Source organism: Pseudomonas sp. TNT2022 ID642 (genome assembly GCF_028656995.1).
Classification (GTDB): domain Bacteria; phylum Pseudomonadota; class Gammaproteobacteria; order Pseudomonadales; family Pseudomonadaceae; genus Aquipseudomonas.
Genome location: NZ_JAMDGW010000008.1, coordinates 74,720 through 96,765, shown reverse-complemented (window position 1 = coordinate 96,765; position 22,046 = coordinate 74,720). Strand labels below are relative to the sequence as shown.

Annotated in this window: 17 protein-coding genes; 8 read left to right on the top strand and 9 right to left on the bottom strand. The window is 59.2% G+C overall.

The genetic code is table 11. The features are described 5' to 3' along the window. Window positions 1-84: 84 nt before the first annotated feature. The 3 genes from M5G26_RS10090 to M5G26_RS10080 form a co-directional block, all read right to left on the bottom strand. Entirely contained in the window at window positions 85-813 is a 729-nt protein-coding gene (locus M5G26_RS10090) for an aspartate/glutamate racemase family protein (protein WP_007916448.1), read from the bottom strand. 55 nt (window positions 814-868) lie between these two features. Continuing rightward, window positions 869-2,407, bottom strand: a complete 1,539-nt coding sequence (locus M5G26_RS10085; RefSeq protein ID WP_273915211.1) for an NCS1 family nucleobase:cation symporter-1 — start codon at window positions 2,405-2,407, stop codon at window positions 869-871. A gap of 576 nt (window positions 2,408-2,983) precedes the next feature. Beyond that, window positions 2,984-3,718, bottom strand: coding sequence for a phosphoadenylyl-sulfate reductase (locus M5G26_RS10080; protein WP_077571815.1), 735 nt, complete (start codon window positions 3,716-3,718; stop codon window positions 2,984-2,986). A gap of 164 nt (window positions 3,719-3,882) precedes the next feature. Here M5G26_RS10080 and thrH point away from each other — a divergent pair, with 164 nt between their 5' ends. Further along, window positions 3,883-4,500, top strand: a complete 618-nt coding sequence (gene thrH, locus M5G26_RS10075) for a bifunctional phosphoserine phosphatase/homoserine phosphotransferase ThrH (RefSeq protein WP_108226653.1) — start codon at window positions 3,883-3,885, stop codon at window positions 4,498-4,500. A 108-nt stretch (window positions 4,501-4,608) separates the two neighbouring features. On the opposite strand, the gene pabB is transcribed toward thrH, so the two are convergent. The 4 genes from pabB to rloA all read right to left on the bottom strand — a co-directional run bounded on the left by pabB (window position 4,609) and on the right by rloA (window position 9,334). After that, a complete protein-coding gene (pabB, locus tag M5G26_RS10070) occupies window positions 4,609-5,952 on the bottom strand; it encodes an aminodeoxychorismate synthase component I (RefSeq protein ID WP_273915210.1) in 1,344 nt (447 codons plus the stop codon). A gap of 318 nt (window positions 5,953-6,270) precedes the next feature. Next, complete coding sequence (locus tag M5G26_RS10065) at window positions 6,271-7,257, bottom strand: alpha-L-glutamate ligase-like protein (protein ID WP_102900792.1); 987 nt, start codon at window positions 7,255-7,257, stop codon at window positions 6,271-6,273. Further along, complete coding sequence (gene rloB, locus M5G26_RS10060; protein ID WP_134175033.1) at window positions 7,257-8,792, bottom strand: osmotic stress tolerance membrane protein RloB; 1,536 nt, start codon at window positions 8,790-8,792, stop codon at window positions 7,257-7,259. The genes M5G26_RS10065 and rloB overlap by 1 nt, the downstream gene beginning before the upstream one ends. A 5-nt stretch (window positions 8,793-8,797) precedes the next feature. Continuing rightward, window positions 8,798-9,334 (bottom strand): retropepsin-like aspartic peptidase RloA, encoded by a 537-nt coding sequence (gene rloA / locus M5G26_RS10055; RefSeq protein ID WP_016983749.1) that lies wholly within the window; start codon window positions 9,332-9,334, stop codon window positions 8,798-8,800. Between the two features lie 357 nt (window positions 9,335-9,691). On the opposite strand from rloA, the gene M5G26_RS10050 reads away from it, so the two are divergent. The 6 genes from M5G26_RS10050 to prpD all read left to right on the top strand — a co-directional run bounded on the left by M5G26_RS10050 (window position 9,692) and on the right by prpD (window position 18,461). Next, complete coding sequence (locus M5G26_RS10050) at window positions 9,692-10,414, top strand: GntR family transcriptional regulator (protein WP_172828118.1); 723 nt, start codon at window positions 9,692-9,694, stop codon at window positions 10,412-10,414. Continuing rightward, the gene (prpB, locus tag M5G26_RS10045) at window positions 10,411-11,301 is read left to right on the top strand and encodes a methylisocitrate lyase (RefSeq protein WP_034152882.1); all 891 of its coding nucleotides are present in this window, start codon (window positions 10,411-10,413) and stop codon (window positions 11,299-11,301) included. Before M5G26_RS10050 ends, prpB begins: the two co-directional genes overlap by 4 nt. A gap of 126 nt (window positions 11,302-11,427) precedes the next feature. Beyond that, window positions 11,428-12,555 carry a bifunctional 2-methylcitrate synthase/citrate synthase gene (gene prpC, locus M5G26_RS10040; protein WP_273915207.1) on the top strand — a complete coding sequence of 376 codons (1,128 nt, stop codon included), beginning with the start codon at window positions 11,428-11,430 and terminating at the stop codon, window positions 12,553-12,555. 204 nt (window positions 12,556-12,759) lie between these two features. Beyond that, a complete protein-coding gene (acnD, locus tag M5G26_RS10035; protein ID WP_273915206.1) occupies window positions 12,760-15,354 on the top strand; it encodes a Fe/S-dependent 2-methylisocitrate dehydratase AcnD in 2,595 nt (864 codons plus the stop codon). 54 nt (window positions 15,355-15,408) lie between these two features. After that, a complete protein-coding gene (gene prpF, locus M5G26_RS10030) occupies window positions 15,409-16,599 on the top strand; it encodes a 2-methylaconitate cis-trans isomerase PrpF (protein WP_273915205.1) in 1,191 nt (396 codons plus the stop codon). Window positions 16,600-16,976: 377 nt separating this feature from the next. Beyond that, a complete protein-coding gene (prpD, locus tag M5G26_RS10025) occupies window positions 16,977-18,461 on the top strand; it encodes a 2-methylcitrate dehydratase (protein ID WP_273915204.1) in 1,485 nt (494 codons plus the stop codon). A gap of 85 nt (window positions 18,462-18,546) precedes the next feature. Here prpD and M5G26_RS10020 read toward each other — a convergent pair whose 3' ends face one another. Beyond that, on the bottom strand, window positions 18,547-19,461 hold the full coding sequence (locus M5G26_RS10020) for a DMT family transporter (protein ID WP_191625214.1): 915 nt from the start codon (window positions 19,459-19,461) through the stop codon (window positions 18,547-18,549). Between the two features lie 114 nt (window positions 19,462-19,575). Between M5G26_RS10020 and M5G26_RS10015 the strand changes: the two genes are divergently transcribed. Then, window positions 19,576-20,985: an aminotransferase-like domain-containing protein gene (locus M5G26_RS10015; protein ID WP_273915203.1), complete on the top strand. Its 1,410-nt coding sequence runs from the start codon at window positions 19,576-19,578 to the stop codon at window positions 20,983-20,985. 122 nt (window positions 20,986-21,107) lie between these two features. Here the strand turns inward: M5G26_RS10015 and ppsR are convergent, their stop codons facing one another. After that, window positions 21,108-21,926 (bottom strand): posphoenolpyruvate synthetase regulatory kinase/phosphorylase PpsR, encoded by an 819-nt coding sequence (gene ppsR, locus M5G26_RS10010; protein WP_007916411.1) that lies wholly within the window; start codon window positions 21,924-21,926, stop codon window positions 21,108-21,110. Window positions 21,927-22,046 lie beyond the last annotated feature (120 nt).

Sequence of the window (22,046 nt, the reverse complement as noted above, 5' to 3'; positions counted from 1 at the left end):
GGCTCGCTCCCACATTTGGAATGCATTTCCCCTGTGGGAGCGAGCCTGCTCGCGAATGGGGCGACTCGGTTTCCGAGGATGACCTCAGCGGGCGAACCGCCCCGGCCAGCCAATGATGTTCTTCGGCCGTGGCGTTGCATAAGTCCGCACTTTCGACGTCGACAAGCGCAAGCGTACCAGCGATTCCGCAATCGTCACCGCCGCCGTCACCCCATCCACCACCGGCACGCCGGTACGTCGACGAATCTGTTCATCCAGCCCGGCCATGCCGCCGCAACCCAGGCAGATCACCTCGGCTTTGTCCTGCGTCACCGCCAGTTCCGCCTGATGCACGATCGCTTCCAGGGCGCGTTGTGGTTCGTGCTCCAGCTCTAGAACGGCCAGACCACTGGCCCGAACTGAAGCACACCGATCCCACAGACCGGACAATTTCAGCCGATCCTCAATTAACGGCACGGTGCGATCCAGCGTGGTCACCACCGAATAGGCATGGCCGAGAAACATCGCCGTACTCGCTGCTGCATCGGTGATATCCACCACCGGCACATTGAGCAATTCCTGCAAACCTTCACGACCATGCTCGCCGTAACCGGCCTGAATCACCGCATCGAACGGCTGATCGTAGGACATCACCCGATCCATCACCGCAATGGCCGCCAGATAACTTTCGAAGTTGCCTTCAATCGAGTCGGCACCGAAGTACGGTGTCAAACCGACGATTTCGGTACCGGGTGACGCAACAGCCTGCGCCGAACGGGCGATAGCCTCGGTGATGGATTCGGTGGTGTTGACGTTGACCACGAGAATACGCATGGGGAAATCCTTATAGCGGGCAGTTCTGCGGCCCGCAGTCCGGGCCGCGAGGAAGTTAATGGCAGACGTTGTCGACAGCGATCGATTCGCCGCTGATGTCGGCGTAGTGCGCATGGCGTTTGGCAATGATCAGGTAGAGCATTCCGGCGATCCCGGCGCCGATCAGCCAGGAGAACGGCGAGACGCTGTGGAAACCCGGCACGAGCGCCAGGACGATGGCGATCAGCGCCGCAGGAATAAATGCCGCCACCGCACGGAAATTCACCCCACGGCTGTAGTAATAAGCGCCGTCGGGATCTTCGCTGTAGAGCTGCGGGACGTTGATCCGGCCTTTGCGGATCAGCCAGTAGTCGACCATGATCACCCCGTACAACGGGCCGAGCAGGGCGCCGAGGCCGGACAGGAAGTACACGATCACCAGCGGGCTGTTGTAGAGATTCCACGGCAGAATCAGCACGGCGATGGTCGCGCTGATCAGTCCGGCGCGGCGGAACGTCAGGTACTTCGGCGCCAGGTTGCTCAGCACGAATGCTGGCGCGACGAAGTTGGCCATGATGTTTACCGCAACGGTGACGATCAGGAACGCCAGGCAACCGAGCACCAGGAAGAAGGTGTTAGGAATCGAGGCGATGATCTCGGTCGGGCTTTCGATGATCCGGCCATTGATCTGAAATTGCGCACCGCACAGCAGTACGGTAATCGCAGCGAATACCAGAATATTCACCGGCAAACCCCAGAAGTTTCCTACCTTGATGGTCTTGCGGCACGGCGATGAGCGGGCGAAGTCGCAGAAATTCAGAATCAACGTGCCGTAGATCGCCAGCCACAACGCGCCGCCGGCAAAGATGTTGCGCCACATCTCGCCACCGGTCAGCGGCTCGCGAGTCGACCAGGCGATGGTCGCGTTGGCCTGGAAGTACATCCACCCAGCGAGTGCCGCAACCGTCAGCAAAATCACCGGCCCGGCAAACGCTTCGTAACGGCGCACCATTTCCATGCCGTAGGCGAGAATCGCCAGTTGCACGAACCAGATCGCCACGAAGCACACCCAGCCCAAGGTCGACAGACCGAGAATCGAGTTGTGGTCGTATTCGGCGAAGCCCGGATGCACGGCGGTGAGCAGTACACGGAAAACCACCGACGCCAGGTATGTCTGAATCCCAAACCAGGCAATGGCGATAACCGCCCGGATCAGTGCAGGAATTTGCGCGCCGTGGATGCCGAAACTGATCCGGCTGATGACAGGAAACGGCACTCCGGTTTTCTGTCCCATGTAACCGGACAGGTTCATGAAGAAATACACCAGTGCCGCGCCGATCCCCAGCGACAGCAGAATCTGCCAGCCACCCAGGCCCAGGGCGTACAGGCCAATGGCGAACGAGTAGTTGGCGATGTTATGCACATCATTCGTCCATAGGGCGAAGATGCTGTATTTGCCCCAGCGCCGACCTTCGGCCTTGGTTGGCGCCAGGTCGCTGTTGTGCAGTCGCGAACTCAGTTGTAACGGCTCGGTCAGCCCGTCATGCGGCAACGGTTGATCGAGGGCAGAGGCGGGCAGATTCAGCGCGATGTTATTGGAGAGACTTGTACGCATTCCGGCAGGCTCCTGATGTTCAGGGCCGCGATGACTGTGCATGAGCCGTCAGGCTCGACAAATCTTCGTCGCGGCCAGCAAACATCACTGGTTACGGGGCATCTGCAGCCTGTACGGGATAGGGCGCTTCAGGCTTGCGGATCGAAAGTGTTTATGTTTTGCAGTTTTGTATACAAAACATGTATGCACTAAAGCCAGATTTGTGCCAGTTGCGGATCTATGCGCGGCCGTGTTCATTTCGAAAAGTTATCGATGAAAGCTAAGTGGTTGAAAATAATTGGTTAAAAATTGACCGTTCGAACAGGTATTTATTTTTTGCGAGGGATTTTGATGGCGAGCGGAGGTGAGTGGTTTTTGGCAGGGATGTAACTTTTCAGGGCGCCGAAACAAAAAAGTGCACACATAAATGGCACCGATGGTGACATTCCTGTGTACACATTTATTGAGTCGCTAGTGACCTTTGTAGGAGTGAGCCTGCTCGCGATAGCGGTATATCAGCCAAAAAATTCATCGACTGAGACACCGCTATCGCGAGCAGGCTCACTCCTACAGGGGGGAAATCAGCGCGGCAGGGAGTTAGGCCTTGCTGATGATATTCCCGGCATGCAGCCCGCATTCTTTCTGCGTCGCTTCTTCCCACCACCAGCGGCCTTCGCGCTCGTGCTGATTCGGCAGGACAGGGCGGGTGCACGGTTCGCAGCCGATACTGATAAAGCCGCGCTCATGCAGGCTGTTGTACGGCAACTCGAGCATGCGGATGTAACCCCAGATCTCTTCGCTGGTCATCTGCGCCAACGGGTTGAACTTGTACAGGGTGCGCTCGGGGGTGGAGAACGCAGTATCGATTTCCATCACGGCTACAGCACTGCGGGTGCCCGGGCTCTGGTCGCGGCGCTGGCCGGTGGCCCAGGCTTTGACGCTGGACAGTTTGCGGCGTAGCGGTTCGATCTTGCGGATGCCGCAGCATTCGCCGTGGCCGTCCTTGTAGAAACTGAACAGGCCTTTTTCCTTCACGAACGGTTCCAGTTTCGTGTAGTCCGGCGACACCAGCTCGATGTCGATCTTGTAGTGCTCGCGCACCTGATCGATGAAGCGGTAGGTCTCCGGGTGCAGACGGCCGGTGTCGAGGCTGAACACCTTGACGTTCTTGTTGAGCTTCCAGGCCATGTCCACCAGCACCACATCCTCGGCGCCGCTGAAAGATATCCACAAGTCATCGCCGAACTCGGCAAACGCGAGTTTGAGAATGTCTTGCGCGGATTTGTTGGCATAGGTCGTGGCGAGTTCCACGACGTCGAACGTTGCACTCATCAGGGCGGCTTCCTACAGGTCGGTGGCGCTGGGCGCTCTATATGGGGCCGATGGTAACAAAAAGCTGCGAGGCTCGGGGCGCGCTGTGCGTTGCGCGCCTGCTTTTGAGTCGCTAGAGTTCGGCATCGCTCGACTCAAATAATCAATACAAACGGGAGTGTCTTGTGGAAATTGCTTGCCTGGATCTTGAAGGGGTGCTGGTGCCGGAAATCTGGATCGCCTTCGCCGAAAAAACCGGAATCGAATCCCTCAAGGCCACCACTCGGGACATTCCCGATTACGACGTGCTGATGAAGCAGCGTCTGCGCATCCTCGATGAGCACGGCTTGAAGCTGTCGGACATTCAGGAAGTGATCGCGACGCTCAAGCCGCTTGATGGCGCGGTGGAGTTCGTCAACTGGCTGCGTGAGCGCTTTCAGGTGGTGATTCTGTCGGATACGTTCTATGAATTTTCCCAGCCGCTGATGCGCCAGTTGGGCTTCCCGACCTTGCTGTGCCATCGCCTGATCACTGACGAAACCGGGCGAGTGACCAGCTATCAGTTACGTCAGAAAGATCCGAAGCGTCAGTCGGTTCTGGCGTTCAAGAGCCTGTATTACCGGGTGATTGCGGCAGGGGATTCGTATAACGACACGACGATGCTGGGCGAGGCGGATGCCGGGATTCTGTTTCATGCGCCGGAGAATGTGATTCGCGAGTTTCCGCAGTTCCCGGCGGTGCATACCTTTGCCGAGTTGAAGCAGGAGTTCATCAAAGCTTCTAACAGAGAATTGAGTTTGTAATGAATACCCCTGTAGGAGCTGCCGAAGGCTGCGATCTTTTGATCTGGTTTTTCAGGATCAAGATCAAAAGATCGCAGCCTTCGGCAGCTCCTACACGGGTTGTGTCATTCAGAGGTTTTGCAGGGTGTCGAGGAGGATTCTGACTTTGGTAATCGACTCCTGATACTCAGCCTGCCAGTCCGAATCCGCAACAATCCCGCCGCCACCCCAGCAGCACACCTGACCATCCTTGACCAGCAGACTGCGAATTGCGATGGAGCTGTCCATCTCGCCGCGCACGTCCAGATACAGCAATGAACCGCAATACAAACCGCGCCGGGTCGGTTCCAGCTCATCAATGATCTGCATCGCGCGAATCTTCGGCGCGCCGGTGATCGAACCGCCGGGGAAACTGCCGGCAATCAAATCCAGTGCATCGCGATCCTTGGCCAGTTCACCGGTGACGCTGCTGACCAGGTGATGCACGTTCGGATAGCTTTCCAGGCTGAACAGCTCGGGCACTCGTACCGAACCGATGCGGCAAGTGCGCCCGAGGTCGTTGCGCAACAGGTCGACGATCATCAGGTTTTCCGCGCGATCCTTGGGGCTGGCCAGCAGTTCGGCGGCGTTGGCGGCGTCTTCGGCTGGGGTCAGGCCGCGCGGGCGGGTGCCTTTGATCGGGCGGGTTTCCACCTGGCGTTCGCTGACTTTGACGAAGCGCTCCGGCGACAGGCTCAACACCGCGCCGCCGTCGGGCAGGCTCTGGAAACCGGAGAACGGCGTCGGGCAGGCTTCACGCAATTTGCAGTACGCCAGCCACGGATCGCCCTGACACGAAGCGCGGAAGCGCTGGGCAAAGTTGACCTGATAGCAGTCGCCGGCCTGGATGTAATGCTGAATACGTTCGAAGGCCTGACGGTAATCGTCGGCCGAGAGGTCAGCGGTCATCGGGGCGTTCAGTTTGAACGGTGTCAGCGCGTCAGCCTGCGGCTGAGTAAACAAGGCAATCAGGCGTTGTTTTTCGCCGTCTATCACGGACGGATGGAAGACCAATTGGCTGGTGGCCATCTGGTGATCACTGATCAGCGCCCAGGCGTACAGGCCAAAACGTGCATCTGGCAATTGCAGATCATCGCGGGCCTGGCTCGGTAGGTTTTCCAGGTGCCGACCGAAATCGTAGCTCAGGTAACCGATCAAACCTCCAGCGAATGGAAGCTCGAAACTCGTTGGCAAATCAGCCTCACCGAGGCGATTCAGATTGTCGCGCAGTCGTTGCAGGAAATGGCTGCCGCTCTCGTCCGGCAACACCGCCAGTTGTTCCAGCGGCCAAGCGCTGAGCAGGTCATAACGGCCACGGTCGGCACTCGGCCGGCCGCTGTCGAGCAGCACGGCGCCGGGGGCGTTGCGGATGGCCGCGAAGTAGTCGGCGGGATTGGCGCGGTAGGGCAGCGGGTGTACGGAACAGGTCAACATGGGCGGGGCAGATCGGCCGTTGAGGCGGGGAGGGGATTGTAGTCCTCTCCGATGCCAGATCAAAGTCAAAAGCCTCCCCCTCACCCCAACCCTCTCCCCCAAGGGGGCGAGGGGGAAAGGGAGCAGATCGGGGGCTTTTCAAAACTTGGGTTCGGCTCGATATCTTGGGGGAGGGAGCCGATCTTCATGCTTTTCAAGGCTTGAGTTCGACTCAAGACGTTCAGGTCGGCGTACCTCCAACATCCACCTCGGTCAGTCCCCTCTCCCCCCGGGAGAGGGCTAGGGTGAGGGGCTTTTAGCTTTTCAGCTCTTGAGCTATTAGCCCTCAACCGCAGGAATATGCCCAAACATTTCCTGGGTAAACGCCACGCGCTCTTCAACCGTCTCCGTCACCCCACGCGCCTTCAGCTCTTCCAGCCTCGCTTCCACCGCATGGGTACGCAACGTCAGCCCACAGTCATTGGCAATCTGAATATTCAGCCCCGGCCGCGCATTCAACTCCAGAATCAGCGGCCCTTTCTCCTGATCGAGCACCATGTCCACACCGATGTAACCCAACCCGCACAGCTCATAACAGCCCGCCGCGAGTTTCATGAAACCGTCCCAGTAGGGCAGTTGCACGCCGTCCACCGCGTTGGTGGTGTCGGGGTGTTTGGTGATGATGTTGTTCAGCCAGGTGCCGCGCAGGGTCAAACCGGTGGCCAGGTCGACGCCGACGCCGATGGCGCCCTGGTGCAGGTTGGCCTTGCCGCCGGACTGCCGGGTCGGCAGGCGCAGCATCGCCATCACCGGATAACCCATCAGCACGATGATGCGAATGTCCGGCACGCCCTCGTAGCTGATGCTTTTGAAGATCTGGTCCGGGGTCACCCGGTATTCGATCAGCGCGCGATCACGATGGCCGCCCAGCGAATACAGACCAGTGAGGATGCTCGAGATGTGATGCTCAAGCTCTTCGTGGGCAAGGATCTTGCCCGACACCGTGCGATAGCGACCCTCGAAACGGTCGGCGATGACAATGATGCCGTCACCGCCAGCGCCCTGGGCCGGTTTGATCACGAAGTCGCTGCGCCCGCCGATGATCTCGCCGAGCTTGTCGATTTCCTTTTCGGTGGAAATCACGCCATACAACTCCGGCACGTGAATGCCGGCCTTGATGGCGCGCTCCTTGGTGATGATCTTGTCATCGACGATCGGGTATAGGCTGCGCTTGTTGTACTTGAGCACGTAGTCGGCGTTACGCCGATTGATGCCCATGATGCCCCGCGCCTCGAGGGCCTTCCAGGTCTTCCAGAAACCGAACATCAGGCGTCAGCCTTCTTCAGGAAAGCCTTGAAACGCACCAGCTCAGTCAGGCGGTAGCCGCGATAACGACCCATCGCCAGCATGAAACCGACCAGAATCAGCAGGATCGCCGGGAAGGTGAACACGAAGTAGACCAGCTCCGGCACGGTCATGATCAGATGCGCCAGAGAAGCGGCGAACAGCGTGCCGATCGCGACTTTCATCGCATGGCTGGCACCGCGCTCTTCCCAAGTGATCGACAGGCGTTCGATGGTCATGGTCAGAATCACCATCGGGAACAGCGCAACAGACAAGCCGCGCTCCAGACCGAGCTTATGACTGAACAGACTGATCGCCGCGATCAACACCACGACAAAGGTCAGCACCACCGAGAGTCGCGGCAGCATTTGCAGCTTGAGGTGTTCCAGGTACGAACGTAGCGACAGACCCAACGCCGTGATTACGGTAAACAGCAGAATGCCGAAGCCCAGCTGCGTTTCACGGAAGGCGAGGGCGATCAGCACCGGGGTGAACGTGCCGAGGGTCTGCAGGCCGATCAGGTTACGCAGGATCAGAATCACCAGAACGCCGATCGGGATCATCACCATGATCATGAAGGTCTGCTGGGTCTGCAGCGGCAAGCCGTACAGCGAGTACTCGAGGAAATTGGCGTCGGTGTTTTCATCGGTCAGTTTGGCCAGACGAATCGCGTTCATCTCGCTGTTGTTCAGGCTGAAGGTCACGTTGGCTTTTTTGCCGCCGTCGACGGTGATCAGGTTTTCATCGCCGGTCCACCACAGCAGACGGTCGGTCGGCAGGCCTTGTTCGCCGGTTTCCGGGTTGAAGTACAGCCAGTCGTTACCGTTGAAGCTGCGCAACCACAGTTCAGGCATTTGCGGCTGATCGGCGACGAGGCGGATGGTGTGGACTTTTTCCACCGGCACGTGGGCGATGGACAGCAGCAGTTCGACGATTTTGGCTTTGTGCGCGGTCGACGGATCGCCGGCCAGCAGCAGTTTTACGTTGTCGTCGTTGAGGTTGTTAACGCGTTTGATCGCTTCGCCGATGAAGGTTTCGACGTCGGCCGAATGCTGGCGAATCGGCGCGAGCAGGGCTTCGGCGGCGATTTTCTCAGGGCCTTCGATGGCGATGCTGTCGCGGAAGGTCGGGCCTTTGATCTTGGATTTTTCGGCGGTGTAACGCTTGGTCAGCACCAAGCGGTAATAAAGGGTCTGGTTGCCCTTGGCACGGCGCGCCGACCAGGTGACCTTGCGGTTGCCGTCGACGCGGTTCACAGCGACGCCGTAGTTATTGGAGATAAAACTCTCGTTGAGGCTGACGTAATCGCGGCTCAACGGTGGCACGAACATCTGGATCTTCACCGGATCCTTGGTGCTGGCGACGAACTCGACCTTGGCGTCGATGTTCCACAAGTCGTCGGTGGCGTCTTCGGTCACCGGGATGCCGAGCACGAAAATCTGATAGGCCGTAACCGAAACGCCCAGCAGCACCAGAATGGTGATCAGGATTTTCAGGTGGAAGGTTAGAGAACGCATGGAAATTACTCGGCGGTATGAGCGGCGATGGTGCAGGCGGGTTTGCCGGCAGCGTATTTAAGACTGGGGTCGACCAGTGCGTCGAAGCGTTTCAGCGCCTCGGAGCCGATCAAAAGCGGGTATTGGAACGCACTTCGGTCGGTCAGGTTCACTTCGATGCTGCGCATCGCTGATCCCATGCAGATATCCAGCTCGATCACCGGACGGGCGGTGTACTTCTTGCCTTCCTCCGGGTCGTAGTCGCCGGCGCGGCGCTTGATCTTGCTGACCCGCGCCAGCGGCCGTTCGATCGGGTGCGAATGCGCGGCGTCGATGGCCAGGTAGAAACGCACCCAGGACTCACCGTTGCGTTTAAAGCGTTTGATGTCGCGGGCACTCAGCGAGGCGGTTTTCGCGCCGGTGTCGAGTTTCGCCGCGACTTCCAGATTGATGCCATCAAGCGAAGCGTATTCGTTGAGGCCGTACACGGTTTTTTCCCCCGCGGCGGCGAGGCCGGGCAGGCAAAACAGGGCAAAAAATGTGGGAAAAGGCTTGAGTCTCATAAATCCTGGTGCGCAGCGTTCCGTTTTCGGTTCAGGCCCTTGGCAAAACTTGCGCAAGGCCCTTCGTGTGCCTGGCAGCTTTATATGACAAGCCGTACAAATGGCCAGCAAATGCGGGCGGCATTCTAGCACGGTGGGTTTATGGCGCCAGCGCTTGGGCGGGTCTATAGAAGATCAAAAGATCGCAGCCTTCGGCAGCTCCTACATTGGATTTGCGTGCGCCCTGTAGGAGCTGCCGAAGGCTGCGATCTTTTAAGGTTATTAGACGATTGTCGACAATGTCTATTTATCCTTTGACTGATGAAGGCGAATTGGCTAGTTTTTGCCGCACTGGTTTTAAAGGTGTCGACAATCATGCTGGATCAACTCGATCCCCCGGTCATCAGCGGCGACGATTCCGAGACGCTTTCGGAAAACGTCTTCCGGCGCATTCAGGCGGCCATCGTCAAAGGCGAGATCGCCCCAGGCAGCAAGATCTCCGAGCCGGAGCTGGCGCGCACCTACGGCATCAGCCGCGGGCCATTGCGTGAGGCCATCCATCGGCTCGAAGGCCAGCGTCTGTTGGTGCGTGTACCGCACGTCGGCGCGCGCGTGGTCTCACTCAGCCATGCTGAACTGCTCGAACTCTACGAAATCCGCGAATCCCTCGAAGGCATGGCCTGCCGCCTGGCGGCCGAACGCATGAGCGTCGAAGAAATCGACGAGTTGCGCCGGGTGCTGGAAACCCACGAGCGCGACGCCGCGTTTCAGGCCGGTGTCGGCTACTACCAGCAGGAAGGCGATTTCGACTTCCACTACCGGATCATCCAGGGCAGCGGCAACCGCACGCTGACGCAGATGCTCTGCGGCGAGCTGTATCAACTGGTGCGCATGTACCGCATCCAGTTCTCGACCACGCCGAACCGCCCACGCCAGGCCTTTGCCGAACACCACCGGATTCTCGATGCCATCGCCGACCGTGACGGCGAGCTCGCGGAATTGTTGATGCGCCGTCACATCGGCGCCTCGAAACGCAACATCGCCCGTCATTACCAGGACGGCGCCCACAATAAGACAGCCACTGAACGAGGTGAGTCATGAGTTCCAAGCACAGCACTCCAGGCCAGCGTTTCCGCGATGCGGTCGCCAGCGAGCATCCATTGCAGGTGGTCGGCGCGATCAACGCCAACCACGCGCTGCTGGCCAAGCGCGCCGGTTTCAAGGCGATCTACCTGTCCGGTGGCGGGGTTGCCGCAGGCTCGCTCGGCGTGCCGGACCTGGGCATCACCGGTCTGGATGACGTGTTGACCGACGTGCGCCGCATCACCGACGTTTGCGATCTGCCGCTGCTGGTCGACGTCGACACCGGTTTTGGTTCGTCGGCGTTCAACGTTGCGCGCACGGTCAAGTCGATGATCAAGTTCGGCGCGGCGGCGATCCACATTGAGGATCAGGTCGGCGCCAAGCGCTGCGGCCACCGTCCGAATAAAGAGATCGTCAGCCAGCAGGAAATGGTCGACCGCATCAAAGCCGCCGTCGATGCCCGCACCGATGACAGCTTCGTGATCATGGCGCGTACCGATGCGCTGGCGGTGGAAGGTCTGGAATCGGCACTCGATCGCGCAGCAGCGTGCATCGAGGCCGGCGCCGACATGATCTTCCCGGAAGCCATCACCGAACTGGAGATGTACAAGCTGTTTGCCAACCGCGTGAAAGCGCCGATCCTGGCCAACATCACCGAGTTCGGCGCGACGCCGCTGTACACCACCGAGCAACTGGCCGGCGCCGACGTGTCGCTGGTGCTCTATCCACTGTCGGCGTTCCGCGCGATGAACAAGGCTGCCGAAAACGTCTACACCGCGATCCGCCGCGACGGCACGCAGCAGAATGTCATCGACACCATGCAGACTCGCATGGAGCTTTACGATCGCATCGATTACCACACCTTCGAGCAGAAGCTCGATGCGTTGTTTGCCGCGAAAAAATGAAGATCAAAAGATCGCAGCCTGCGGCAGCTCCTACATGAACCGCATTCCCCTGTAGGAGCTGTCGAGTGCAACGAGGCTGCGATCTTTTCGCCACACTCCCTAACAAATTCAAGATTGGAGATAGAAATGGCCGAAGCAAAAGTACTCAGTGGCGCCGGGCTCCGTGGCCAGGTTGCCGGGCAAACCGCACTGTCCACCGTGGGCCAGGCCGGTGCCGGACTGACCTATCGCGGCTACGACGTGCGCGAACTGGCGGCAGACGCACAATTTGAAGAGGTCGCCTACCTGCTGCTCTACGGCGAGCTGCCGACCCAGGCACAACTCGACGAATACCAAGTCAAACTGAGCAAGCTGCGCGACCTGCCGCAAGCGCTGAAAGAAGTGCTCGAACGCATCCCCGCCGACGCCCACCCGATGGACGTGATGCGCACCGGTTGCTCGTTCCTCGGCAACCTCGAACCGGAGAAAGACTTCTCCGAGCAGCGCGACAAGACTGACCGCTTGCTGGCCGCGTTCCCGGCGATCATGTGCTACTGGTATCGCTTCAGCCACGACGGCAAACGCATCAATTGCGTCAGCGACGAGCCGACCATCGGCGGTCACTTCCTGCACCTGCTGCACGACAAGAAGCCAAGCGAACTGCACGTCAAAGTGATGAACGTTTCGCTGATCCTTTACGCCGAGCACGAATTCAACGCCTCGACCTTCACCGCACGGGTTTGCGCATCGACCCTGTCCGATCTGTATTCCTGCGTAACGGCCGCTATTGGTTCGCTGCGCGGCCCGTTGCACGGCGGCGCCAACGAAGCGGCGATGGAAATGATCGAGCGCTTCTCCTCGCCGGAAGAGGCGATCAAAGGCACCCTCGGCATGCTCGAGCGCAAGGACAAGATCATGGGCTTCGGCCACGCGATCTATAAGGACAGCGACCCGCGCAACGAGGTGATCAAAGGCTGGTCGAAAAAACTCGCGGACGAGGTCGGTGACAAGGTGTTGTTTCCGGTTTCCGAAGCCATCGACAAGACCATGTGGGAGCAGAAAAAACTCTTCCCCAACGCCGATTTCTACCATGCCTCGGCGTACCACTTCATGGGCATCCCGACCAAGCTGTTCACACCGATCTTTGTCTGCTCGCGCCTGACCGGCTGGGCCGCGCATGTGTTCGAACAGCGTGCCAACAACCGCATCATCCGTCCGAGCGCCGAATATATCGGCGTTGAACAGCGCAAGTTCGTGCCAATCGAACGTCGCTGAAATGGTGGGCTGACCCGATCCCGAAAGCCACCGCAAAACCCTGTAGGAGTGAGCCTGCTCGCGATGACGGACTGACATTCAACATTGATGTCGACTGATCTACCGCTATCGCGAGCAGGCTCACTCCTACAAGGGGCGTTGTGAATTTTGAGGTCGGTGTCTGGCCCCACCCTTTGCAACCACCGTGACCCGAGTCCTGACCCGATGAACACAGAATTCCGCAAAACCCTGCCCGGCAGCCCTCTGGATTATTTCGACGCCCGCGCGGCGGTCGAGGCGATTCAGCCCGGCAGTTACGACACCCTGCCGTACACCTCCCGCGTGCTGGCGGAAAACCTCGTGCGTCGCTGCGACCCGGCCACGCTCACCGATTCCCTCAAGCAACTGATCGAACGCAAACGCGATCTCGACTTCCCGTGGTTTCCGGCCCGCGTGGTGTGCCACGACATTCTCGGCCAGACCGCGCTGGTCGACCTCGCCGGCCTGCGCGACGCCATCGCTTTGCAGGGCGGCGACCCGGCGCAGGTCAACCCGGTGGTGCCGACGCAATTGATCGTCGACCACTCGCTGGCGGTGGAAGCGGGCGGTTTCGACAAACAGGCGTTCGAGAAAAACCGCGCCATCGAAGACCGTCGCAACGAAGACCGTTTCCACTTCATCAACTGGACCAAAAAGGCTTTCAAGAACGTTGATGTGATCCCGCCGGGCAACGGCATCATGCACCAGATCAACCTGGAGAAAATGTCTCCGGTGATCCAGGTGCGTGAGGGCGTGGCATTCCCTGATACCTGTGTCGGTACCGATAGTCATACGCCGCATGTCGATGCTTTGGGCGTGATCGCGATTGGCGTCGGCGGCCTCGAAGCCGAGAGCGTGATGCTCGGTCGCGCGTCGTGGATGCGTCTGCCGGAGAGCGTCGGCGTCGAACTGACCGGCAAGCTGCAACCGGGCATCACCGCCACCGACATGGTGCTGGCGCTGACCGAATACCTGCGCAAACAAAAAGTCGTCGGCGCCTGGCTGGAGTTCTTCGGCGAAGGTGCGGCGGCGCTGACCCTCGGCGACCGCGCGACCATCTCCAACATGGCCCCGGAATACGGCGCCACGGCGGCGATGTTCTACATCGACCAACAAACCATCGATTACCTGAAACTCACCGGTCGCGAAGACCAGCAAGTGCAGTTGGTCGAGCAATACGCCAAGCTCACCGGCCTGTGGTCCGACAGTTTGAAAGGCGCGCAATACGAGCGCGGTCTGACTTTCGATCTGTCGTCTGTGGTGCGCAACATGGCCGGCCCAAGCAATCCGCACGCCCGCGTCGCGGTATCCGATCTGGCGGCCAAAGGCATCTCCGGCCAATGGGATGACGTGCCGGGGCAAATGCCCGACGGCGCGGTGATCATCGCTGCCATCACCAGTTGCACCAACACCAGCAACCCGCGCAACGTCATCGCCGCCGGCCTGCTGGCACGCAACGCCAACAAGCTCGGCCTGACCCGCAAGCCGTGGGTGAAATCCTCGCTGGCGCCAGGCTCGAAAACCGTGGCGCTGTACCTCGACGAAGCAGGGCTGACCACTGAGCTGGAACAGCTCGGTTTCGGCGTCGTCGCCTTCGCCTGCACTACTTGCAACGGCATGTCCGGCGCGCTCGATCCGGTGATCCAGCAAGAGATCATCGACCGCGATCTGTACGCCACCGCTGTGCTCTCGGGCAACCGCAACTTCGATGGCCGCATCCACCCGTACGCCAAACAAGCGTTCCTCGCTTCGCCGCCACTGGTGGTCGCGTACGCCATCGCCGGGACCATCCGTTTCGATATCGAGAAGGACGTGTTGGGCGTGGTCGACGGCAAGGAAATCCGCCTCAAAGACATCTGGCCGAGCGACGAAGAAATCGACGCCGTGGTGAAGTCTTCGGTCAAGCCTGAGCAGTTCCGTCAGGTCTACATTCCGATGTTCGCCGTCCATGAAGACACCGGCCCGAAAGTCACGCCGCTGTACGACTGGCGTGAGATGAGCACCTACATTCGCCGTCCGCCGTATTGGGAAGGCGCGCTGGCCGGCGCACGGCCGCTGAAGGGCATGCGCCCGCTGGCGGTGCTGCCGGACAACATCACCACCGATCACCTGTCGCCTTCGAACGCGATCATGCTCGACAGCGCCGCCGGCGAATACCTGGCGAAAATGGGCCTGCCGGAAGAGGACTTCAACTCGTACGCCACCCACCGTGGCGACCACTTGACCGCACAGCGCGCGACCTTCGCCAACCCGAAACTGTTCAATGAGATGGTCGTGGAAAACGGCAAGGTCAAACAGGGTTCGCTCGCGCGTGTCGAGCCGGAAGGCAAGGTCATGCGCATGTGGGAAGCCATCGAAACCTACATGGAACGCAAGCAGCCGCTGATCATCATTGCCGGCGCCGATTACGGTCAGGGTTCGTCCCGTGACTGGGCGGCGAAAGGCGTGCGTCTGGCCGGTGTCGAGGCGATTGCCGCTGAAGGTTTCGAGCGCATTCACCGCACCAACCTGGTGGGCATGGGCGTGTTGCCGCTGGAGTTCAAGCCGGGCACCGACCGTCACACGCTGGCCATCGACGGCAGCGAAACCTACGACGTGATCGGCGAGCGCAAACCGCGTGCGGACCTGACGCTGGTGATCCATCGCAAGAACGGCGAGCGCGTTGACGTGCCGGTGACTTGCCGTCTGGATACCGCTGAAGAAGTGTCGATCTACGAGGCTGGCGGCGTGTTGCAGCGCTTCGCTCAGGACTTCCTCGAAGAGTCGGCGGTTGCCGTTTAAATCAACTGATGCGGGCATGGGATTTTAAGTCCCATGCTTTCGGTAAGGAGCAATATGGCTCACGCACCACAGATTAAAATCCCCGCCACCTACATGCGCGGCGGCACCAGCAAAGGCGTGTTTTTCAGCCTCAAGGATCTGCCCGAAGCGGCGCAGATTCCAGGCCCGGCTCGCGACGCTTTATTGCTACGCGTGATCGGCAGCCCCGACCCGTACGACAAGCAGATCGACGGCATGGGCGGCGCGACGTCGAGCACCAGCAAAACCGTGATCCTGTCGAAAAGCATCAAGGCTGATCACGACGTCGATTACCTGTTCGGTCAGGTCTCCATCGACAAGCCCTTTGTGGATTGGAGCGGCAACTGCGGCAACCTCTCGGCTGCGGTCGGTTCGTTTGCCATCAGCAACGGTCTGGTCGATGCCTGCCGCATTCCGCACAACGGTGTCGCGGTGGTGCGCGTGTGGCAGGCCAACATCGGCAAAACGATTATTGCCCATGTGCCGATCACCAACGGCGAAGTGCAGGAAACCGGTGATTTCGAACTCGACGGCGTGACTTTTCCGGCGGCCGAAGTGCAGGTTGAATTCATGGACCCGGCGGCGGAAGAAGAGGGCGGCGGTGGTTCGATGTTTCCCACCGGCAACCTCATCGATGAGCTGGAAGTGCCGGGCGTTGGCACCTTCAAGGCGACCATGATCAATGCCGGCATCCCGACGATTTTCGTCAATGCTGAAGACATTGGTTACACCGGCACCGAGTTGCAGAGCGCGATCAACAGCGATCCGAAAGCGTTGCAAATGTTCGAGACGATTCGGGCTTATGGCGCGTTGCGCATGGGCCTGATATCGAATCTGGATGGAGCGGCGAAACGGCAACACACACCGAAAGTTGCGTTTGTTGCCAAGCCTGCGGATTACGTGTCGTCGAGTGGTAAAGCGGTTGGCGCTGGTGACGTGGATTTGCTGGTGCGGGCGTTGTCGATGGGCAAGTTGCATCACGCGATGATGGGCACTGCGGCGGTGGCGATTGGTACTGCGGCGGCCATTTCCGGCACCTTGGTAAACCTTGCGGCCGGTGGCGTTGAACGCAACGCCGTGCGTTTCGGGCATCCGTCCGGGACGTTGCGCGTTGGTGCTGAAGCCAGCCTGGAAAACGGCGAGTGGATCGTCAAAAAAGCCATCATGAGCCGTAGCGCGCGTGTCCTGATGGAGGGTTACGTGCGCATTCCCGGTGACTCTTTCTGATCCGAGATCTTTTACCCTCATCGGAACGCCGCCCGCCCAGCCCTCTCCCAAAGGGAGAGGGGGCCGACCGAGGTGTCTGGGGTTGTACATCGACCTGAAAGACCGAGTCGATTATGGATTCAGGGGGCCGACCGAGGTGTCTGGGGTTGTGCATTGACCAGATCAATTATGGATTCAACGCAGACCGTTCACGTCGGTGAACCTCCACAGCATCCCCCAATCGGTTCCCTCTCCCTCGGGAGAGGGCTAGGGTGAGGGGCCTCCCACTGAAGAAACACAAAATGAGCAGGCACCCCAGACCTGCAATCAACCAGACCAAACCCGCCAAGCCCTGAGGAAGACCGCACCACTCATCATTCCCGCACAGGAGAACCGCAATGAGCGCCAACGTCGACCTGAACAACCGTCCCGACTACGACCATGTCCTGCAGGACATCGCCGATTACGTCCTCACCTTCAAAGCCCCCTCTGCCGAAGCCCTCGACACCGCCCGCAATTGCCTGATGGACACGCTGGGCTGCGGCCTGCTGGCACTGCGTTTCCCCGAATGCACCAAGCACCTCGGCCCGATTGTCGAGGGCACCGTCGTCCCGTTCGGCGCACGCGTTCCCGGCACCTCCTATCGCCTCGACCCGGTCAAAGCCGCGTGGGACATCGGCTGCATCGTCCGCTGGCTCGACTACAACGACACCTGGCTCGCTGCCGAATGGGGCCATCCATCCGACAACCTCGGCGGGATTCTCGCGGTGGCCGATCACCTTTCGCAGAAGCGCGTGGCCAGCGGTGAAGCGCCGCTGACCATTCGCGATGTACTGGAAGCAATGATCATGGCCCACGAGGTACAAGGTGTGATCGCCCTGGAAAACTCCTTCAACCGGGTAGGACTCGATCACGTCATTCTGGTGAAAGTCGCTTCAACGGCGGTCACCGCCAAACTGATGGGCGCCAATCGTGAGCAACTGTTGTCGGCCTTGTCCCATGCGTTCGCCGATGGTCAGGCGTTGCGCACTTATCGGCATGCCCCAAACGCCGGCTCGCGAAAATCCTGGGCAGCAGGGGATGCATCGAGTCGTGGCGTGCGTCTGGCCGATATTGCCATGCGCGGCGAAATGGGCATTCCCGGCGTTCTCACCGCCAAACAATGGGGCTTCTATGACGTGCTGTTCAGCCACACCAACAGCGATCTGGCATTGAAACCGGAGAATAAACGCGCCTTCAGTTTCTCGCGCTCGTTCGGCAGTTACGTGATGGAAAACGTCCTGTTCAAGATCAGTTTCCCCGCCGAATTCCACGCGCAAACCGCCTGTGAAGCGGCGGTGACCTTGCACCCGCAAGTGCGCAATCGTCTGCATGAAATCGACCGCATCGTCATCACCACCCACGAATCGGCGATTCGCATCATTTCCAAGGTCGGGCCGCTGGCCAACGCCGCCGACCGCGACCACTGCATCCAGTACATGACCGCCGTGCCACTGGCGTTCGGCAATCTGGTCGCCGAGCAGTACGAGGACGATTTCCATAAGGCGCATCCGGTCATCGACGTGCTGCGCGAGAAAATGGTCATCATCGAAGAGCCGCGTTTCACTCGCGAATATCTGGAGGCCGACAAACGCTCGATCGCCAACGCCGTGCAGGTTTTTTTCAAGGACGGCAGCAGCACCGACAACGTCGTGGTGGAATACCCGATCGGTCATCGCCGCCGCCGTGTCGAGGGCATTCCATTACTCGAAGACAAGTTCAAGGCCAACCTGGCCACACGTTTCACCGGCCAGCGTAGCGGTGAGATCTTTGCGTTGTGCAAGGATCAGACGCAGCTGGAGTCCACCCCGGTAAACCGTTTCGTCGACCTACTTGTGATCTGACGAAAAACCTGAGCTGCCGCAGGCTGCGATCTTTTGACTTTGATTGTAAAAAACAAGATCAAAAGATCGCAGCCTTCGGCAGCTCCTACACGGACCGCGTACGCCATTTTTCGATGGGCAATTTGGTGATCGCAAAACCGCTCAACAAAATCGCCGAATAGATCATCAGCTCCCGGGACAGGGTTTGTCCCTCGTACCAGGCGCCGATGATCACGGCGAACACCGGGAAAATGATAAACACGAACGACAGAATGATCGGGCTCAAGCGTTTAAGCAGTAAAAAGTAAACGATGAATCCGCCCACCGACGCCACCAGCCCGAGATAAAGCAGGGCGCCCCAGGAACGTGCCGTCACCTGCGCAAACTCCGGGGCTTCAACGCTTAAGCCGACAATAAATAACATCAGCCCGGCGATACCGATCGGCAGGGTGTTGTAGGTGATCACGCTGATCGCGCTGCCATGTTTTTTCGTTACCACGTAACACAGCGCATGCATCACCGCCGCACACAGAATCGCCAACACGCCAAGCCATTCCGCCTGATCCAGATGCAGACCCTGACTGCGAATAATCATGAACAGACTGCCAAAGCCGATCGCGATACCGAGCATCTGCGACGGGTAGATTTTCTCGCGCAGAAACAGCGCGGAAAACAACAGGATAAACACCGGCATGCAGCTGAACAGCAGCGCTGTCAGGCCCGATGACACGTGCATCTCGCCGTAGTTGAGCAGGTAGTAGGGCAGGCTGAAATACGACAGCGTGACGAACACAAAGAACCCGCGACTTTGCTTTGGAAAAAACAGCGGTTCCTTGCGCAACAGCGCGAAGCTCAGGAACAGCGGAAAAGCGATCAGAAACCGCAATCCGGCAGCCGTCAGCGGTGGCACGCTTTCCACCGCAATCTTGATCCCCAGCCACGTCGTGCCCCAACTCAGGCAAACGATCATAAACAGCGTGCTGGTGAGCAATCCGGCGAGCCAGGGTTTGCTGATATTCATCGGTGTGCTGACAGCGGTCGACATGTGGCGTGCTCCGAGCGGTGGAATTGACCTGATCACGTAAACGGTCTATTTCTGATTGAACCTGTTTTCAGCACGCTATTCGGGGCGAGAATGACTGTCAAAGTAAGTATTGCCATGGTGTCAATCCTCCGTGACGGCCTCGCCAATGGCGTCGGCGTGAAGTACAAACGCTTGGCCGATGCGGTCGCACAGGCCATCGACGAAGGTGTGATCGATGCGGGATGCAAGTTGCCGCCCCACCGATTGCTGGCCGACAGTCTGGGCGTGACCATCGGCACCATCAGCCGGGCCTACGGTGAACTGGAGCGTGTAGGACTAGTCGTCGCCCGTGTCGGAGATGGCACCTACGTCTGTCAGCGCGGGATGGAGCGGCCGCAGGACAAAGGCTTTCGTAATGTCAGCGATGAGCCGTCAGCCTGTTTCGACATGAGCCGCAATCAGCCGATTCCCGCACAGGAAGCGGCGTTCATGAGCCAGAGCCTGCAGGAGCTGGCCAGCGATCCGCGGGTGCTGCAGCAGTTGACCGGCTACACCGCTGAAGCCGGGTTGGCGCGGCATCGTGTGGCGGGGGCGGTGTGGTTGCAGCACGAGGCTTTTGTGCCGCACGCCGATCAGGTGTTGTGCGTCAACGGTGGTCAGCATGGTTTGTTGTGCGCGCTGATGGGTTTGCTCAAGGCCGGCGACACCGTTGTGACCGAGCATTTGTCCTACCCCGGATTGATTGGAGTCGCACGTCAGCTCGGGATAAAACTCATTGGCGCGGCGATGGATGACGAAGGACTTGTGCCGTCGGCACTGGAAGAAATCTGCCGTCAGCATCGCGTTTCTGCACTGTATTGCACCCCAACGATCCAGAATCCTACAGCCGCTGTGATGTCGATCCCACGGCGCGAGGCGATTGCCGATATCTGCCGCCAGCACAATCTGTTGATTATCGAAGACGAAGCCCATGCGGTTCTGGATCGTCAGCGCCCGTTGCCGCTGAGTTATTTCGCGCCGGAACGTTCGGTGTTGATCGGCAGCCTGAGCAAGGCTGTTTCGGCGGGTTTGCGCGTCGGTTATCTGCATGCGCCGCAAGCGTTGATCGGGCGTTTGAGCGCCGCCATCCGCGCAACGTGCTGGATGGCCAATCCGTTATCAATGGAAGTGGCGAGCCTGTGGATAGAAAGCGGTATGGCCGAGCGTTTGCTGGACGAGCAGATCAGCGAAATTGCTCGGCGCAAGGCCTTGGTGGGGCCTGTTCTGCAGGGTTTGAATTACAGGACTCACCCTTACAGCCCGCACTTCTGGGTGGAAGTGCCTGAGTTGTGGCGGGCGTCGCAGATTGCGGCGGAGTTGAAGGAGAACAACTATCTGGTGGCCACCGCTGAGGCGTTTGCGGTCGGGCATTTAGCGGTGCCGCAATTTATTCGGGTGAGTGTGTGCAATGCGGTGGGGGATGATCGCTTGTTGCTGGGGGGCTTTGAGGCTCTGGCCAAGGCATTAACAGACACCGTGTAATCGTTCTTCGCGAGCAGGCTCGCTCCCACAAGGGGTTTGGGGTGAATGCAAAATGTGCAAACACCCGAAAACCCTGTGGGAGCGAGCCTGCTCGCGAAGGCGTCAGCCCAGACACCACAAATCTACTTGAACCGCCGCTCCACACCTTTCTCCACCAGAATCTTCGCCGAAATCTCTTCCACCGAAAAATGCGTGGAGTTGATGTTGGGGATGTTCTCGCGGCGGAACAGGTTTTCCACTTCGCGCACTTCGAATTCGCACTGGGCGTAGCTCGAATAACGGCTGTTGGGCTTGCGCTCGTTGCGGATCGCGGTGAGGCGATCCGGGTCGATGGTCAGGCCGAACAGCTTGTGCTGATGGGCGCGCAGGGCCGTCGGCAGGGTCAGGCGCTCCATGTCGTCTTCGGTCAGCGGATAGTTGGCCGCGCGGATGCCGAACTGCATGGCCATGTACAGACACGTCGGCGTTTTGCCGCATCGCGACACGCCCACTAGTATCAAATCGGCTTTGTCGTAATAGTGCGTGCGCGCGCCATCGTCATTGTCGAGGGCGAAGTTCACCGCCTCGATGCGCTCCATGTAATTGGAGTTGTGCCCGATCGAGTGCGACTTGCCGACGGTGTAGGAAGAATGCTCGGTCAGTTCCTGCTCAAGCGGGGCAAGAAAGGTCGAGAAAATGTCGATCATGAAACCATTGGAGGTTGCGAGAATCTCACGGATGTCCTGATTGACGATGGTGTCGAAGATGATCGGGCGAAAGCCGTCGGTTTCGGCGGCTTTGTTGATTTGTTGTACCATGGCCCGCGCTTTATCCACGCTGTCGATGTACGGTCGCGTGAATTTGCTGAAGGTAATGTTTTCGAACTGCGCCAGAAGGCTTTGACCCAGGGTTTCGGCAGTGATGCCGGTGCCATCGGAGATGAAGAAAGCAGATCGTTTCATTTGCACCTTGGGCCTTAAGCTAGTGACGATTCTTGGATATGATAGGCGCGATTTGCCGGCCGCGACTGGCCCGCATTCTCACTTATTTTCCAGGTCCAGGCCATACAACCGGCCAAGGCT

Coding starts and splice junctions, on each gene's coding strand:
- M5G26_RS10065 (WP_102900792.1), bottom strand. CDS start 7,257: ATGTTCGGTTTCTGGAAGACCTGGAAGGCCCTCGAGGCGCGGGGCATC.
- prpD (WP_273915204.1), top strand. CDS start 16,977: ATGAGCGCCAACGTCGACCTGAACAACCGTCCCGACTACGACCATGTC.
- M5G26_RS10080 (WP_077571815.1), bottom strand. CDS start 3,718: ATGAGTGCAACGTTCGACGTCGTGGAACTCGCCACGACCTATGCCAAC.
- ppsR (WP_007916411.1), bottom strand. CDS start 21,926: ATGAAACGATCTGCTTTCTTCATCTCCGATGGCACCGGCATCACTGCC.
- prpC (WP_273915207.1), top strand. CDS start 11,428: ATGGCCGAAGCAAAAGTACTCAGTGGCGCCGGGCTCCGTGGCCAGGTT.
- M5G26_RS10090 (WP_007916448.1), bottom strand. CDS start 813: ATGCGTATTCTCGTGGTCAACGTCAACACCACCGAATCCATCACCGAG.
- M5G26_RS10020 (WP_191625214.1), bottom strand. CDS start 19,461: ATGAATATCAGCAAACCCTGGCTCGCCGGATTGCTCACCAGCACGCTG.
- prpB (WP_034152882.1), top strand. CDS start 10,411: ATGAGTTCCAAGCACAGCACTCCAGGCCAGCGTTTCCGCGATGCGGTC.
- pabB (WP_273915210.1), bottom strand. CDS start 5,952: ATGTTGACCTGTTCCGTACACCCGCTGCCCTACCGCGCCAATCCCGCC.
- rloA (WP_016983749.1), bottom strand. CDS start 9,334: ATGAGACTCAAGCCTTTTCCCACATTTTTTGCCCTGTTTTGCCTGCCC.
- acnD (WP_273915206.1), top strand. CDS start 12,760: ATGAACACAGAATTCCGCAAAACCCTGCCCGGCAGCCCTCTGGATTAT.
- M5G26_RS10085 (WP_273915211.1), bottom strand. CDS start 2,407: ATGCGTACAAGTCTCTCCAATAACATCGCGCTGAATCTGCCCGCCTCT.
- prpF (WP_273915205.1), top strand. CDS start 15,409: ATGGCTCACGCACCACAGATTAAAATCCCCGCCACCTACATGCGCGGC.
- rloB (WP_134175033.1), bottom strand. CDS start 8,792: ATGCGTTCTCTAACCTTCCACCTGAAAATCCTGATCACCATTCTGGTG.
- M5G26_RS10015 (WP_273915203.1), top strand. CDS start 19,576: ATGACTGTCAAAGTAAGTATTGCCATGGTGTCAATCCTCCGTGACGGC.